The following is a 14441-nucleotide window of genomic DNA, read 5'->3' on the forward strand; positions in this document are numbered from 1 at the left end:
AGCGAGTGGCCCTCCACGGAGTTGATGCCGCATGGGTCGAGGCTGTTATGTCTCAGGGCACGTGAGTCTCTTCATGCGCCTGCTCCTGGTCCTGTCCTTCCTCCTGGCCGCACCGCTGGCTGTTGCTCAGGAGAGAGCTCCGAGCGCCCACGGCATGGCAGAGCCCGCCCTGGTGCCCACCGCACGCCCGCCGCTCGTCACGGGCGAGGTGACCACGAAGCGCTTCCGCATCCTCTTCACCGCGCGCTCGGAGGGCGCGGCCCGGGCGCTCGCGGAGAGGATCGAGCTCGTGCGTGACGCCTTCGTGCGGGTGCTCGGGAGGGACTGGCCGGGCATCACGGAGATCCGCGTCGGCGTGGATCGCGCGGAGTACGAGCAGCTGGCGCTGCCTGGGGGCGCGCCGCCCAAGTGGGCCGTGGCGCTCGCCTATCCCGCCCACGGCATCATCCTCTTGAACGCGCGCCACCTCTCCGGGCCGGAGGGCCCTGTCACCCTGCGGCATGAGCTGGCCCATGTGGCGCTAGGACAGTTCGCGCCGGTATGGCCCCGCTGGTTCCAGGAGGGGATGGCCCAGCACCTCACCGGCGAGCGCGTCGCCATCACCCATTATGCGGCGCTCTTCCGCGCGGTGACGCAGGAGCGGGTGTTCCACTTCGAGGATCTCTCCGAGGCCTGGCCGGACATGCCCTCGGATGTGGAGGTGGCGTACGCCCAGAGCGCGGACTTCATGGCCTGGCTGGCCGGCACCCACGGCCCGGGCCCCATGAACCAGCTGCTGGAGCTGGTGTCCAAGGGCGAGCGCTTCGAGACGGCGTTCGGCAAGGCCTTCCGCTCCTCGCTCACGGTGGAGGAGAACGCCTGGCGCGGCGGCCTGTCCACGCGCTTCGGCTGGCTGCCACTCACCACGAGCATGCAGCTGGCCTGGCTGGTGGCCCCTGTGCTCTGTGTTGCCGCGTACATCCGCCGTCGTCTCCAGCGGGCCGCGCGCCTGGAGGCCATGGCCGCCGAGGACGCTGCCGCGGAGGCCGCCGAGGACGCTGCGATCCGGGTACTGGCCGCCGAGGCCGCTCAGCGAGGCCTGCCCCCTCCCGAGGAAGCCGCCGCCGAGTGGGTGGAGCTACCGCCGGAGGAGCCACGCGAGTCCTCGGAGGGTGAGAAAGAGCACGGGCTCCGTCCTCCCAAGACCACGCTCCACTGAGGCAGCCAGCCGACGAGAGCGCGCCGGGCAGCAAACCATGTGCCCCTGTTTCGCCCACGGTCCTACATTGGAAGTGCCTACCTCGGATCACATGAGGCGGACAGTAGGAAAGGGCATGCCCAGGCCCATCCTTTCGGAGCCCCAACCGGAGAAATTACGGCTCCACCCCCTCCCCCTGGGACGAGGGCTCCGTCCAAAGCACTGATTTTCTTGAGCAATGGGACTTCGTGCCCGCTGGCCAGCGACTTGCTTTAGCCATGCCCGTGACGCGGAGGACACCAGAGATGACGGAGCGTGCGAAGCGGGCGGTGGGAGTGGCTCGGGTCTTCACCCAGCAACCAGAGCGGCTCGCGGCAGCGTGGCGGCGGGTGCGGTGCATGGGGAACGCGAAGGCCTCTGCGGCCCACAGCCTGCTGGATGGACTGGTGGAGCCTTTCATCCGCGAAGTGGGGAAGAACCTGGCCGGTGCTGACACGAGCGCCTGGAGCCGGACGCGCGCGGTGCTGCGCCTGTCCTCCGAGCGCGGTGCGCGGGGCCTCTACGAGGAGTTCGCCCTGCTGCGCCGCTGCATGGTGGACGCGGTGGAGGTGCTGGGCGGCGGGGACTCGGAGCGCGCGGTGGTGAACCGCAGCGTGGACGAGGCGGTGGACTCGGCGGTGGCGCTGCTGCAGCGCCTGAAGGATGTGTCAGCCGAGAGGCCTCGGGTGCCCTTCGGAGGTCTGGTGGTGGAGTGGTTCGAGCGGGCTGCGGAGGTCCGGACTCTGCCGGGCGCCGAGGGGCAGCGCGCCGCGCTTCACTGAAGGTGTGCCGATCCGTCCGGCTTGATGCTTCTGCGAGGGAGCGTCCGAGGGCCGGCGGAGGATGGGGGCGTGTCACGGAGTCGGGGGTCTTCGTGACGCGAAACGGGGGGCGTGTTCCCGGCATGGGGGCCAGGTGAGCGCGCCAGAGGGCCGCAGGGACGCGTGGATGGGGGTCTACGCGCCTCGTCGGTCGGACGGATCGGCCGTGTTGTCGCAGGAATGAAGCAGGGAGGGGGAACGCGGGGGGGAGTGCCTTCGGGGGTTGGCGCTCCCTCCCGTGGACTTTTTGCGGGCCTCAGTGGGCCTCCGCCCACGTCTTCCCAGCGCCCACGTCCACCTTGAGGGGCACCTTGAGGGTGGCCACCTGGGACATGCACCGGCGCGCCAGCTCCTTCACCTGCTCCACCTCGGCGTCCGGCGCCTCGAAGAGCAGCTCGTCGTGCACCTGGAGGAGCATCACGGTGCGCAGGCCTTCCTTCGTGAGCGCCTCGTCCACCGCCAGCATGGCCTTCTTGATGAGATCGGCCGCGGTGCCCTGAATGGGCATGTTGATCGCGGCGCGCTCGGCGGCCTGGGCCACCTGCCGGTTGCGCGAGTGGAGATCCGCCATGAGCCGCCGCCGGCCGAACATCGTCTCCACGTAGCCCGTCTTCCGGGCCTGCAGGACGGTGTCCTCGAGGTAGCGGCGGATGCCGGCGTAGCGGGTGAAGTAGCGCTCGATGATGTCGCGCGCCTGCTCCACGGAGATGGACAGGCGCGTGGACAGGCCGTGAGGGGACAGGCCGTAGGCGATGCCGAAGTTCACCGTCTTGGCCACCCGGCGCTGATCGCGATCCACCTTGTCCGGCGTGGTGCCGAAGATCTCCGCGGCGGTGCGGCTGTGGATGTCCTCGTCGTGCTGGAAGGCGTCGATGAGGACGGGATCCTCGGCGATGTGGGCCAGCAGCCGCAGCTCCACCTGGCTGTAGTCCGCGGAGACGAGCTGGTGGCCCGGCTCGGCGATGAAGGCGCGGCGGATCTCCCGCCCCAGATCCGTGCGGACGGGGATGTTCTGCAGGTTGGGATCCGACGAGGACACGCGCCCGGTGGCGGTGGCCGCCTGATGGTAGGTGGTGTGGATGCGCCCGTCCTTGGCCACCAGCCCCGGCAGCGTGTCCAGGTAGGTGCTCTTGAGCTTGGACAGGGAGCGGTACTCGAGGATGGCGCCGGGCAGCGGGTGCTGCTCTGAGAGCTTCTCCAGGACTTCCTGATCGGTGGAGGGGCCCGTCTTTCCCTTCTTGAGCACGGGCAGCTGGAGCTTCTCGTAGAGCACCTGCGCCAGCTGCGGGTTGGAGCCCACGTTGAACTCCTGGCCGGCCAGCTGGTGGATGTGCTTCACCTTGGCCTCGCACTCGGCGTCCACCTTGGTGGAGATCGTCTGGAGCACGGGGGTGTCCAGCTTCACGCCCCGCCGCTCCATCTGCGCCAGCACCGGCAGCAGCGGCAGCTCCAGCTCGCGCGCCAGCTTCGCCATGCCCACCTCCTCCAGCTCCTCCCAGAGCTTGGGGGCCAGGCGCCGCGCAGCGTCCGCGCGATCCGCGTAGGCCTGGGCCACCTCCTCCGGGCCATGGTCCGCCAGCGCCCTGCCCTTCTTCCCCTCCGTGGAGGCGGGCAGCGCGGGCAGCTCCGTGTTCAGCCGCTCACGGGCCAGATCCGTCAGCGCGTGCTCCCGGCGCGACGGGTTGAGCAGGTAGCTGAGCAGCTCCACATCGTCATGGCCCCCGCGCAGCGTCTGCCCGCCACTGGCCAGCACCTGCGTCAGCGCCTTGAGATCATGCCCGCCCTTCTTGACGCCCGGGTCCGCGAGCAGCTCGCCCATGACCGAGGCAAAGGCCGACACGGGCACCTGGGTGGCGCCGAGCACCTGGTGGCGCAGGGGCACATAGGCCGTGCGGCCATCGGGCAGCGCCAGCCCCAGGCCGACCAGGGGCGCGGTGAAGGGAGGCCCCTCGTACGAGGGCACCAGGAAGAGTGAGCCGGCGGTGCGCGCGTCCTGGGCAAACGCCTTCAGCGCCTCCTCGGTGGTGATGAGCGTGGCGGGCGCGGCGGCGGCGGCGGGCGCGGCGGCCTCGGCGGGCTTCGGGGCGGTGGTGTCGGCCGGCAGCTCGTTCACGAGCCGGTAGAACTCCAGCTCCGTGAAGAGCTGCTTGGCGCGCGCGGTGTCGATGGGGCGGCGAGCGAGCTCGGTGATGGGGGACTTCAGCTCCAGATCCGTCTTGAAGGTGACGAGCTGCCGGGCCATGAGCAGGGTGTCGCGGTTGGCGGCCAGCGCCTCGCGGATCTTCGGCTTCTTCACCTCGTCCAGCCGGGCCAGCAGCGTGTCCACATCCCCGAACTGCTGGAGCAGCTCCGTGGCCGTCTTGGGGCCGATACCCGGCACCTTGGGGACGTTGTCCACCGCGTCACCGATCAGCGCCAGGTAGTCGCGCATCTGCCGGGGCTCGATGCCCAGGCGCTCCTTCACCTCGGTGGGGCCGGTGTGCACGTCCTTCATCGGATCAAAGAGGCGCACGTCCTCATCCACGATCTGGATGAAGTCCTTGTCCCCCGTCACCACCTGGACGCAGAAGCCCTCCTGCTTGGCGCGCTTCGCCAGGGTGCCAATCACATCGTCCGCCTCCCACCCGGCCACCTCGAGCACGGGCAGGTTGAGCACCTCCACCACGCGGCGGATGAGCTCGAACTGGGGCACCAGATCCTCGGGCGGGCCCTCGCGGTGGGCCTTGTAGTTGGGATCGATCTTCTGGCGCTCGGTGCGGCTCTCCTTGTCAAAGGCGAGCGCCACATGCGTGGGCTGCAAGTCCTTCAGCGACTTGAGCACCATGCGCGTGAAGCCGAGCACGGCGTTGGTGGGCACGCCCTTGCTCGTGGAGAGCGGGGGAATGGCGTGGTAGGCGCGGAAGATGAAGCCAGAGGCATCAATCAGCGTGAGGACGGGCGCGGAGCGAGGGGGGCTCGGGACCATGCCCGGGCCTTAGCGCGCCTCCCCTGCCCTGTCCACGCCTCTCGCGGGCGCCCTGCCGGACGCCTGGAGCCCTACTTACACTGCAGCTCCTCTTTCTTCTTGGCCATCTTCTCCTCGAGCCCGTCTCCCGGCACCGCCCACAGGGCCACCTCGACCAGATCCTCGCAGCGGCCCGCGCTCGAGAACAGCCGCGTGCCCTGGGTGGAGCACACGTTGCTCAGCACGCGGATGAGATCCGTGTTGCCCTTGTAGAACCGGAAGCCGACCTTCCACAGCCTGCAGGCCCGGAGCGGATCCTCGCGCTTGATCCAGTCCCGGCCACGCTCGTAGGCCTTGTCCGCGATGTCGTTCTGGATGTTCTTCCGGTAGAACGAGGGCACCGTCTCCCAGAGATCGCCCATCAGCCGCTTGTCGATGTCCAGCGCCTCATCGAAGGACTCGGCGGCCTTCTCCACATCCCCGGCCGTGAGATCCGACGAGCCGTCCTTGAAGCGGTTGTCCACGTTGGACACGGCCTTGAGCAGATCGTCCGTCTGCCCATGCAGCGAGGCCTGCTCGTAGTTGGAGCGCACCTTCTGGAGCTTGGCGAGCGCCTCGTTGGCGCGGCCACCCCAGTAGTCAAAGAGGGCGGCGTTCATGTACGGGTTGGGGAACTTCTCCTTGAACATCTTCCTCACCCTCGCGCTGGGCTCGTCCCCGTTGGTCTGCTCGCCCCTGAAGCCCGCCGTGCACTTCCACAGCTCCGCCCTGGGATCCAGCTTCTTCCGGGCGATGAGGAACTGGACGAAGAGCTTGTCCTTCGGGCGCCACTCCCGCTTGCCGATCCGGCCCGACAGGGACACGTTGAAGCCGAGCGGGGGCTCGAGATCCTCGCGTGTCTGGCTCTGGCACCAGTAGCCCATGTACCGATCGCAGCGGGGCACGGCGGCGCTCCACTGTCCGTCGCGCAGGTAGCGCTTGCAGTCGTCCTCGGCGCGCTTGTTCACCTGCGCCAGGGCCTCGTCCATCTTGATCTTCGCGCGGCGGAAGTACTGGCTCTCCTTGGAGATCTTCTGCAGCACGTCGAGCGCCTCCTCTTCCTTGAGGCGCTGGAGCAGCCTGGCGCCCTGCTCGAAGTAGCCGCTGGACTCCTTCTCCAGCTTGATCTTCTTGATGAGGGCGTTGACCTCGGTGTTGATGGGATCGAGGACGCGGGCCTCCTCGCACTTGGCCTCTGCCTTTCCCCACTGGGGCTCGCTCCCCATGTCCGAGGACGCGAAGGAGCGGCACTCGCTCAGCAGGGCCTGGACTTTCTCCCGGGGATCCTCGAGCACGGGCTCGACGATCTCGGGCGGCAGCTCGGGCGTCGCCGTGATCTGCTTGACGACGCCCGCGGCCAGCAGCAGCCCGACCGTGGCTCCCGCGACGATGAGCAGCTTCTTGCGCTTGTTGGGCGGCGGCGCGTCACTCGGATCGGCCTTGCCCTTTCCGGCGGGAGCTCCGCCCCGATCCCGGCGCACGGGCACGCTGCTCCCGTCACCGGACTCGTACACCACCTCCACCATGCCGAACTGGACGATGTCGCCCGGGGAGATCTCCACGGCCTCCTGGCCGATCCGCTCTCCGTTGAGGAGCGTGCCGTTGGCGCTGCCCAGATCGCGCAGGAACACCGCCCCGCGAGGGTTGCGCTCCAGCTCCGCGTGCTTGCGGCTGATCGAGTCGTCCTCCAGCAGCACCCCGGCCGGCGGCGTGCGGCCCACCAGCACCTTGCCCCGGAGGGGATAGGTCTTGTTCGCCCAGGGCCCAGTCAACCCTCGGAGCATGGGCTGCGGTGGGGACGCTCCGGCGGACGCACGCTCGGACCTCGCCAGCGCCGAGCCGGGAGGACGCGCCGGCTTGATGCTGGGCAGCGCCCGGGTGGCCCTCGGCCCGCCCTCGTCGGGTCCTGCGTTGGGCGGGGCCGGCCTCGCGCTCTTGCGCGCTCCCGTGGAGCTCCGTCCCCCTCCGCCCTTGAGCTTCAGCTCATAGTCTCCCAGCACCACCTGTGACTGGGACGTGAGGACCGTCACCTCGCCAATGCGCTCCCCATCCACGTACGTGCCGTTGGCGCTGCTGAGATCCTCCAGCAGCACCTTGCCGCCCTCGACGAAGAAGCGGGCATGCTGGCGGGACACGCCGCCCTCGGTGAGGACGAGTGCGTTGCTCTCCTGGCGGCCAATCGTCAGCTCATCAGCGAGCTCGTGCTCGGTCTCGCTGCCATCAGGATGCCGGACAACCAGTGTGGGCATGGCGAGCTAGTCCTCCCGGAAGATGCTCATGTTCACGGGGATGCCCTTGCGCTGCAGGTCATCGTAGAACTTGGGCACGAAGCCAGACGCCACGAAGCGACCGCGCACCTTGTTGTCGTCCGTGAAGCCGTCCTGCTTGTAATAGAAGATGTCCTGCAGGGTGACGATGTCCACCTCCATGCCAGACACCTCGGTGATGAAGCAGATCTTCCGCGTCCCGTCCGAGAAGCGCGTCTGCTGCACGATCATGTGAACGGCGCTGGCGATCTGCTCTCGGATGGCCTTCACCGGCAGCTCCATGCCGGACATGAGCACCATCGTCTCCAGCCGGGCGATCGCGTCTCGCGGCGTGTTGGCGTGCAGCGTGGTGAGCGAGCCGTCGTGGCCCGTGTTCATGGCCTGGAGCATGTCCAGCGTCTCGCCCGAGCGGCACTCGCCCACGACGATCCGATCCGGCCTCATGCGCAGGCAGTTCTTCACCAGATCGCGGATGGTGATGGCGCCCTTGCCTTCCAGGTTGGGCGGGCGGCTCTCCAGCTGCACCCAGTGATCCTGGGGCAGCTGCAGCTCCGCGGCGTCCTCCACGGTGATGATGCGCTCATCATCGGGGATGAACGAGCTGATGATGTTCAGCGTCGTCGTCTTCCCGGAGCCCGTGCCCCCGGAGATGACGATGTTCTTGCGTGCGCGGACGCACATCTCCAGGAACTCGGCCATCTGCGCGGTGACGGTCTTGTACTTGATGAGATCCTGGATCTTCAGCGCGTCCTTCTTGAACTTGCGGATGGTGATGCAGGGGCCCTTGAGCGCCAGCGGCGGGATGATGGCGTTGACGCGGCTGCCGTCCTTGAGGCGCGCATCCACCAGGGGGCTGGACTCGTCGATGCGCCGGCCGATCGGCGCCACGATGCGCTCGATGACGCCGAGCACCGCCTGGTTGGAGGAGAACGTCTTCTCCGACAGCGTCAGCTTGCCGCGCTGCTCGATGTAGATCTGGTTGGCGTGGTTCACCATGATCTCGCTGATCTCTTCCGACGCGAGGAACGCCTCCAGGGGCCCCAGGCCCAGCGCCTCGTTGATGACGTCGGTGAGCAGCTCCTCCCGGTCCACCTCCTCCGGGAGCTCTCCGTCCGCGTCCATCTGATCGATGATGTCGCGGATGGCCTTCTCGGTCCGGCGCCACAGCTCTTCGTCGCCGAGCCGGTCCATGTCCATGCGGCGCAGATCCAGGTACTCGATCAGCCGGTCATGGATCTCCTTCTGCAGCCGGGTGTACCGCTCGATGCGCGGATCCACCTTGCGCCGGTTCTTCTGCAGGGCGGCCGCCAGCGAGGCCGGCATGTTCTTCTTGTCCCCACCCGCGGGCGGCTGGGCCCGCACCGGCATGGGCGCGGGGGCGGGGGGCTCCTCGTCGAAGCGCTCCTCCTCGTACTGCTCCTCGTCGCCCTCGTAGCCCTCCTCGTCCTCGTAGCCCTCGTCCGGCGGTGGCTCCTCGTCAGAGGCCGGGGCGGAGCCCGTGCTGAGCTCCGCCAGCGGCTCCACGTTGATGATGTAGTCCCCGATGTAGATCTTGTCCGTCGGCTTGAGCACCTGGGGCGCGGCGATCTTCTTGCCGTTCACGAACGTGCCGTTCGTGGACTTCATGTCCAGGATGATGAACTTGCCGTCCTTGGAGACGATCTTGGAGTGATACTTGGAGACGTTGCCCTTCCCGAGAACGATGTCGTTCCCGGCGAGGCGGCCAATGGTGATCTCGTTCTTCTCGAACTCGATCTGCTCGGTGCCGCCACCCTTCTCGGCAAGAGTGACTAGAAACATAGGGCCGGATGGTACCAAGCGCCCTCTCAGGCTCAAAGCGGGTGGCGCGCCTTTCGCAAGGGCCGGAAATGCCGAGGCCGGCGCCCATCTCCGAGGGAGACGAGGCCGGCCCCTGGCCAGGCAGGCAACCGCTCAGGTTCAGTCGAAGATGTTGAAGTTGACCTCGGTGCGGGCCTGCTTGTAGCGCGTCTTCACGTCCTCGATGATCGTGCGGATCTTGTCCGAGTCCGGGTTGACGATGCGCGGGGTGACGAAGATGACCAGCTCGCGCTTGGTGGAGTCGAACGCGCGGCTCTTGAAGAGCTCGCCCACGATGGGGATATGGCCAAGGCCGGGCAGCTTGGACACGGCCTTCTGCTCGTCGTGGCTGAACACGCCGGACAGCACGATCGTCTCCCCGTGGCGCACGGTGACGTTCGTCTTCACCTTGCGGGTGCGGAAGCCGGGCACGGAGGCCGAGCCACCGAAGGACACCGCCACCGAGGTGTCGATCTCCGAGGCCTCTGCCTCGATCTCCGTCTGGATGTTGCCGTTGCGATCCGCGGTGGGGCGCAGGTTGAGGATGACGCCGTAGGGCTTGAACTCCACGGAGAACTGGTTGTTGGTGATGAGGGGGATGGGCACCTGGCCGCCAGCAAGGAACTCTGCCTTCTCACCGCTGGCACACACCAGCTTGGGCTGGGCCAGCAGGCGGCCGTAACCGTCGTTGGCCTGGAAGCCGAAGGACAGCTCCGAGCCCGCCGTCACCGTCGCGTTGGAGGTGCCCGAGCCGAACGTGCCCGGGTACAGCTCCTGGGTGAAGGTGGCGCCGGCCGCCACGCCGCCGGAGATGTCCGTGGGGTAGCGGATGCCGTACCGATCGCGGCTGTTGCGGCGGATCTCCACGAACTGCACCTCGGAGAGGATCATCCGCTTGATGCCCACCACCAGCAGGTTCTCCACCTTCTCGCCGATGGCCTTGGTGATCAGCTCCGCCTTCTGGAGATCCTGCTGGCTCTCCACGGAGCCCTCCAGGAAGATGGTGGAGCCCACGACGTTGGCCTGCACGTTGCGCAGGCCCGCCTTCTGGAAGGCCGCGTTCAGGTTCTGCGCCACCAGCTTCTTGGCGTTGGGCGCGATCTTCACGAAGCTCTTCACGTTCGGGTACAGCGACACCACCTGCTCGATGCGATCCGCGTCCTGCGTGGTGTAGGCCTGGCCGTCCAGGTAGATGCGGTCACCCACCATGCGCACGGACACGCCTTCGATCTCGCCCAGCAGCTTCTTGATCTCGGCGATGATCTCGTTCGGGTCCTGCCGGCGCACGGCGATCAGGTAGCTGACGCGCTGTCCGGAGTTCTTCCAGATGAGGAGCGTCGTCTTGCCCTCGGCCTGACCGACGATGAGGACCTGGTTGTTCCCGATGGTCCTCACCTCGGCGATGCTCGGATCGCCCAGGGCGATACGGGTGATGCCCGGGATGGTGACGACCTTCTGCGTGCCCACGCCCAGAGCGATGGTGCTGCCTTCCTGGGCCCAGGAGGTACCGGACAGGAGCAGGGCGAGGCATACGCCAAGCGTCGCGGCGTGGTGCGTGAAGCGTGTAGACATCGTGCGAGTCCCCTCTGCGCGTCGAATCCGAGCTAGCTCGAGTTGGTCTTCTGCCACCACATGGCCCAGAAAGTGCCCAGGGCGATGGCCACCCCGTAAGGAATGTGCTTCTGCGCTGCCGGCGCGGCGTCCGCGCTCAACAGCCGGGCCCTCACCGCCCACCGCCTCAGCAGAGCGGACAGCGTGTCCCAGACCTCGCCCTTCCAGATGATCGTCACCACTGCCTGGAAGGCGCCTGCCAGGGAGATGAAGGCCGCGGCCGCCATCACCGCTGGGAAGCCCAGCACCGCCCCCACCCCGCCCATGAGCTTCACGTCGCCCCAGCCCATCTTGCCGCGCAGCGCCCCAGGCACCAGCAGCACCGCCAGCCCCACCCCCGACACCACCCCGCTGATCAGCCCCTTCTCCAGATCCCCCACGCCCTCCGTCCACACGCGCACCCCGAGCGCGATCACCATCAGCGGATACGTGACGATGTCCAGGATCCTTCGGCGCAGGACATCCGTCACCACCGAGATCACCAGTGCCACTCCCAGGACTGTCCACAGCGCGATCTGAACAGGGGTCATCCGTCGCCTGGCCGTTCTGAGGCCAGGCTCCCGGACTAAATCAGGGAGCCCCGCATTCAGTCAATTGGTGAACACACGAAGGCCCTGGAAGGCCCGGATCGGCTCAGCGGATGACGAGACGGATCTTCTCGCTGCAGATGAAGTACTCGTCCCCGTCCTCGATCTTGCGGCGCTTGATGCGCTGCTTGTTGAACCAGGTGCCGTTGGAGGAGCCCAGATCCTCGACGAAGTAGTCGTCTCCCTCGCGGACGATGACGGCGTGCTCGCGGGAAACCTTGCCGGAGTTGATGACGAAGTCGCAGTGCTTGCCTCGGCCGATGACGAAGCGATCGTTGGCGATCTTCTGCTGATCGCCGCCCTCGGTGATGAGGTAGAGCGCGGCGCCCTCCTCACTCGGCTCGTCCATGGGCTCTTCGTCCTGCGGCTCCTCGTCGCCCATGTTCTGCAGGCCCGAGTCCTCGGGCAGATCGGGCGGGGCCTCGTCCTCGACGGAGTCGTCATCCACCGGCTGAGGCGGCTCGTTCTTGCCCTTGATGAGGCGCTCGAGCTCGGCGGCGGTCTCCAGCACGCGCTCGGCCACCTCGCGGCGCACCGGATCATTGTCCAGGGCGTTGGAGGAGGGACGATCATCCACCGGGCGCGGCGGCTGGCGCGAGGGGGGATCGTCGCGCACGGGCGCGGGCTTCACGGGCGCGGGGGCCGCGGCGAGCACGGGCGGCCCGGACTTACCCACGGAGGGCCCGCCTCCCGAGGGACGCGCGGAAGCAGGCGGCACCACGTTGAGCGGAGCCGGGGCCTCGGCTCGGGTGGGCTTGCCCACCTCGATGAAGCCATTGAGACGCGCGAACATGAAGAGCGCCTGGTTGATGAGCGCGTCGCGGTCCGAGCCCATCTGCTGGGCCATCTCTTCAAACGTCTCCCACAGGTGGTCGGCGATGCCGACCTTGCGAGCGGGGCGGGAGTTCTGGTCAATCATCGGTGTCGACTCGGAAAGTCTGAGAGGTGGGACACGATAGCAGAGGTCTCCCTGCCCGCCCAGTTACTCAAAGGGTACCAGACCTGTGGTGTTGGCGGTGTTGTCCACGATGCCAGCCAGGGAGAACTGAAGAATGCCATCCGCTGAAGGATAGGCAATATAGGCGAAGTCTGAGTCTCCTACCTTTGTATGCACCACAGGACCTGGGAGGCGGTAGGACGACAGCCCTGCAGACAAGCTACCGGTGTCCAGGCCGACGACGAAGGGCAGGTAGCCCGAGCGGGCCGAGACGATGAGCTGATCCCCTCGCGTCAGGGCCTGGGTCAGACCATTGAGGTTGGACAGCCGGAGGTAGGCGCTGGCCGTACGGAACCTTGCGTCGTCACTGAAGCCCTGGGGGTGGAAGTAGTAGCCCCCCGGGATCCTGAAGGGCATGTCCGCAGGCGTGTCCACCGCCGCCAGCCGTCCCAGATAGCCCCGCAAGTCGCTGTACACCACCAGCGGATATTGTGGACCGGCTCGTACAGTGAAGCGGAGGGGATCCGGGCAATCGCCCGGGATGCGGCCCGCCGTGAGGACGCCCCGGGTCGCCCCGCCATTGGGCGGGGGCTCGGAGCGGGTGCTGATCACGGAGAGAGCCGTGGGGCAGGCCCCCGCCTCGTTCGTCAGCGTGATGAGATCCCCCGGGCGCACAATGGCCTCTTCGCCCGCTGGGGGCATGACGTTCGCCGCCTCCACGAAGAAGGAGCAGGCGTCACCCTCGCAGCGCCTGAGCTCGTCGGTGAAGGGCCGCCCGGAGAGGCCCTGGAACGCACCTTCGTAGAGGACACGATAGGTCTCATCCCGAGTCGCGCCCTCCCTCACCTCGAGATCGATGTAGCCATTGGCGGTGCGCCCCTCGGGAACCTTGGTCTCCCCGTTGATGTTGACGACCGCGTGCCCCGTCGCCGCGACGTCATCGGGAGTGGCGGCATCGGCTGCATCCGGGGTGTTGAGGTCGAACGGCCGCAAGCTCACCGCGTCGAAGAAGTGGATCAGCCCGTTGGAGGCCGGAACGATCCCGACGAGGGGGCGCTTCTGGACGGCGCTCTCTTCGTTACAGCGGACCCTGATGCTGGCATTCTGCGCGAGGGTCAACCCCGCGGGCAGCGCCTGTCCGACCCGGATGGGGAGCATGGGATGGCCGGTAGAGTCCAGGGCCACCGCTCCGGTCGCGGTCTCCACCGCGATGATGCCAGAGCACGCCTCCTGCTCCTGGTTGGCGCACACGCTCTCATCCAGCGCGCCGAAGAGGTACTCGCCCGCTGCGAGCGCGGCCTTCGCGGGGGTGGTGTCGTCGAGCTTGCATGTCCCCTCTTCCAGGCCCGTCGTCGCCACCTTGGAGTGGGTGGCCAGCAGGCGCACGGGCCCGGGGAACTGGTACTCCTTGAGCTCTGCTCCGCTGACCGCGTCGAGCTCGAACGTCCGTCCCTGCTGAGGATCGGTCGAGCTCGCAGCGATGCTCCGGGTGGCGACAGCAATGCGCTCCACGCCCGTGGGAGACGGCAGCACGGCAAGCGCGGTGACCGTCTCTCCCGTCAACGGCGTCTGGAGGGAGATCCGCTCTCCCCGGAGCTTGCTCGGGTCCTGCTCACTCTCGAGTGCCTCCGGCCCTGGCAGCGTCCGCCGGAAGAGCTGCGCCCCGGTGACGTCCTGGGTGGCGTAGTAGAGGACACTGCCCCCTTCCCCGCCCCGGCCCGCGAAGGCCGTGACGAACCCGAGCCCCTCCAGGAGCTTCACCTGCCGGAAGATCGTCGGTTCCGCCCCCACCACGGAGATCTCCTGGGTGCCGGCACTGCGCGCGTAGACGTAGGGGCCCTGGACCTCCTGGCCCTCCGCGTCGTAGCGCACGTCTCGCGCCAGGTAGAGCGGCCGCTTCAACACCGGGATGGAGAGCGACTCGAGCGGGTTGGGTGCGCGGACCCAGTCACGCGGGCTAGCGGTGAGATCCAGAACGCGCAGCTCGTTCTGGTCCGCGGAGGTGACGAAGACATAGCCACCCACCACCGTCAGATCGTAGGTGCCCGACAGCCCCGCGGCCGTCTGCTGGGTCAGCGACTCGGAGCAGCCACCGAGGACCCCCACGCCCAACGCAAGGTAGACAACGGAATGCACCACGAAGCGCTTCAAGGCTCGGTCTCCTACTCGCACGTCGAGGTCCCCTGTCTCTCGTCACGGGC

Annotated in this window: 9 protein-coding genes; 2 read left to right on the forward strand and 7 right to left on the reverse strand. The window is 67.7% G+C overall.

Features of this window, described 5'->3' with window-relative positions:
- The first annotated feature begins 73 nt into the window (after positions 1–73).
- Both VD972_RS19290 and VD972_RS19295 read left to right on the forward strand, forming a co-directional pair.
- A complete protein-coding gene (locus VD972_RS19290; protein ID WP_324989085.1) occupies positions 74–1198 on the forward strand; it encodes a peptidase MA family metallohydrolase in 1125 nt (374 codons plus the stop codon).
- A gap of 284 nt (positions 1199–1482) precedes the next feature.
- Positions 1483–1998, forward strand: a complete 516-nt coding sequence (locus VD972_RS19295; protein WP_324989087.1) for a hypothetical protein — start codon at positions 1483–1485, stop codon at positions 1996–1998.
- Positions 1999–2293: 295 nt separating this feature from the next.
- Here VD972_RS19295 and polA read toward each other — a convergent pair whose 3' ends face one another.
- From polA to VD972_RS19330, 7 genes are all read right to left on the reverse strand, one after another.
- Positions 2294–5002, reverse strand: a complete 2709-nt coding sequence (gene polA, locus VD972_RS19300; RefSeq protein ID WP_324989088.1) for a DNA polymerase I — start codon at positions 5000–5002, stop codon at positions 2294–2296.
- A gap of 71 nt (positions 5003–5073) precedes the next feature.
- Positions 5074–7269: an FHA domain-containing protein gene (locus VD972_RS19305; RefSeq protein ID WP_324989090.1), complete on the reverse strand. Its 2196-nt coding sequence runs from the start codon at positions 7267–7269 to the stop codon at positions 5074–5076.
- 6 nt (positions 7270–7275) lie between these two features.
- Positions 7276–9087 carry an ATPase, T2SS/T4P/T4SS family gene (locus VD972_RS19310; RefSeq protein WP_324989093.1) on the reverse strand — a complete coding sequence of 604 codons (1812 nt, stop codon included), beginning with the start codon at positions 9085–9087 and terminating at the stop codon, positions 7276–7278.
- A gap of 138 nt (positions 9088–9225) precedes the next feature.
- The gene (locus VD972_RS19315) at positions 9226–10677 is read right to left on the reverse strand and encodes a type II and III secretion system protein family protein (protein ID WP_324989095.1); all 1452 of its coding nucleotides are present in this window, start codon (positions 10675–10677) and stop codon (positions 9226–9228) included.
- A gap of 32 nt (positions 10678–10709) precedes the next feature.
- A complete protein-coding gene (locus VD972_RS19320; protein WP_324989096.1) occupies positions 10710–11246 on the reverse strand; it encodes an A24 family peptidase in 537 nt (178 codons plus the stop codon).
- A gap of 103 nt (positions 11247–11349) precedes the next feature.
- Positions 11350–12222, reverse strand: a complete 873-nt coding sequence (locus tag VD972_RS19325) for an FHA domain-containing protein (RefSeq protein ID WP_324989098.1) — start codon at positions 12220–12222, stop codon at positions 11350–11352.
- A 63-nt stretch (positions 12223–12285) separates the two neighbouring features.
- The gene (locus VD972_RS19330; RefSeq protein ID WP_324989100.1) at positions 12286–14391 is read right to left on the reverse strand and encodes a hypothetical protein; all 2106 of its coding nucleotides are present in this window, start codon (positions 14389–14391) and stop codon (positions 12286–12288) included.
- Positions 14392–14441 lie beyond the last annotated feature (50 nt).

The organism is Hyalangium sp., assembly GCF_035629615.1.
In the GTDB taxonomy this organism is placed as follows: Bacteria; Myxococcota; Myxococcia; order Myxococcales; family Myxococcaceae; genus Hyalangium.

What these genes read in the sequence shown, in the direction of transcription:
- VD972_RS19315 (WP_324989095.1), bottom strand. Translation starts at nt 10,677, where the DNA reads ATGTCTACACGCTTCACGCACCACGCCGCGACGCTTGGCGTATGCCTC.
- polA (WP_324989088.1), bottom strand. Translation starts at nt 5,002, where the DNA reads ATGGTCCCGAGCCCCCCTCGCTCCGCGCCCGTCCTCACGCTGATTGAT.
- VD972_RS19320 (WP_324989096.1), bottom strand. Translation starts at nt 11,246, where the DNA reads ATGACCCCTGTTCAGATCGCGCTGTGGACAGTCCTGGGAGTGGCACTG.
- VD972_RS19325 (WP_324989098.1), bottom strand. Translation starts at nt 12,222, where the DNA reads ATGATTGACCAGAACTCCCGCCCCGCTCGCAAGGTCGGCATCGCCGAC.
- VD972_RS19310 (WP_324989093.1), bottom strand. Translation starts at nt 9,087, where the DNA reads ATGTTTCTAGTCACTCTTGCCGAGAAGGGTGGCGGCACCGAGCAGATC.
- VD972_RS19295 (WP_324989087.1), top strand. Translation starts at nt 1,483, where the DNA reads ATGACGGAGCGTGCGAAGCGGGCGGTGGGAGTGGCTCGGGTCTTCACC.
- VD972_RS19305 (WP_324989090.1), bottom strand. Translation starts at nt 7,269, where the DNA reads ATGCCCACACTGGTTGTCCGGCATCCTGATGGCAGCGAGACCGAGCAC.
- VD972_RS19290 (WP_324989085.1), top strand. Translation starts at nt 74, where the DNA reads ATGCGCCTGCTCCTGGTCCTGTCCTTCCTCCTGGCCGCACCGCTGGCT.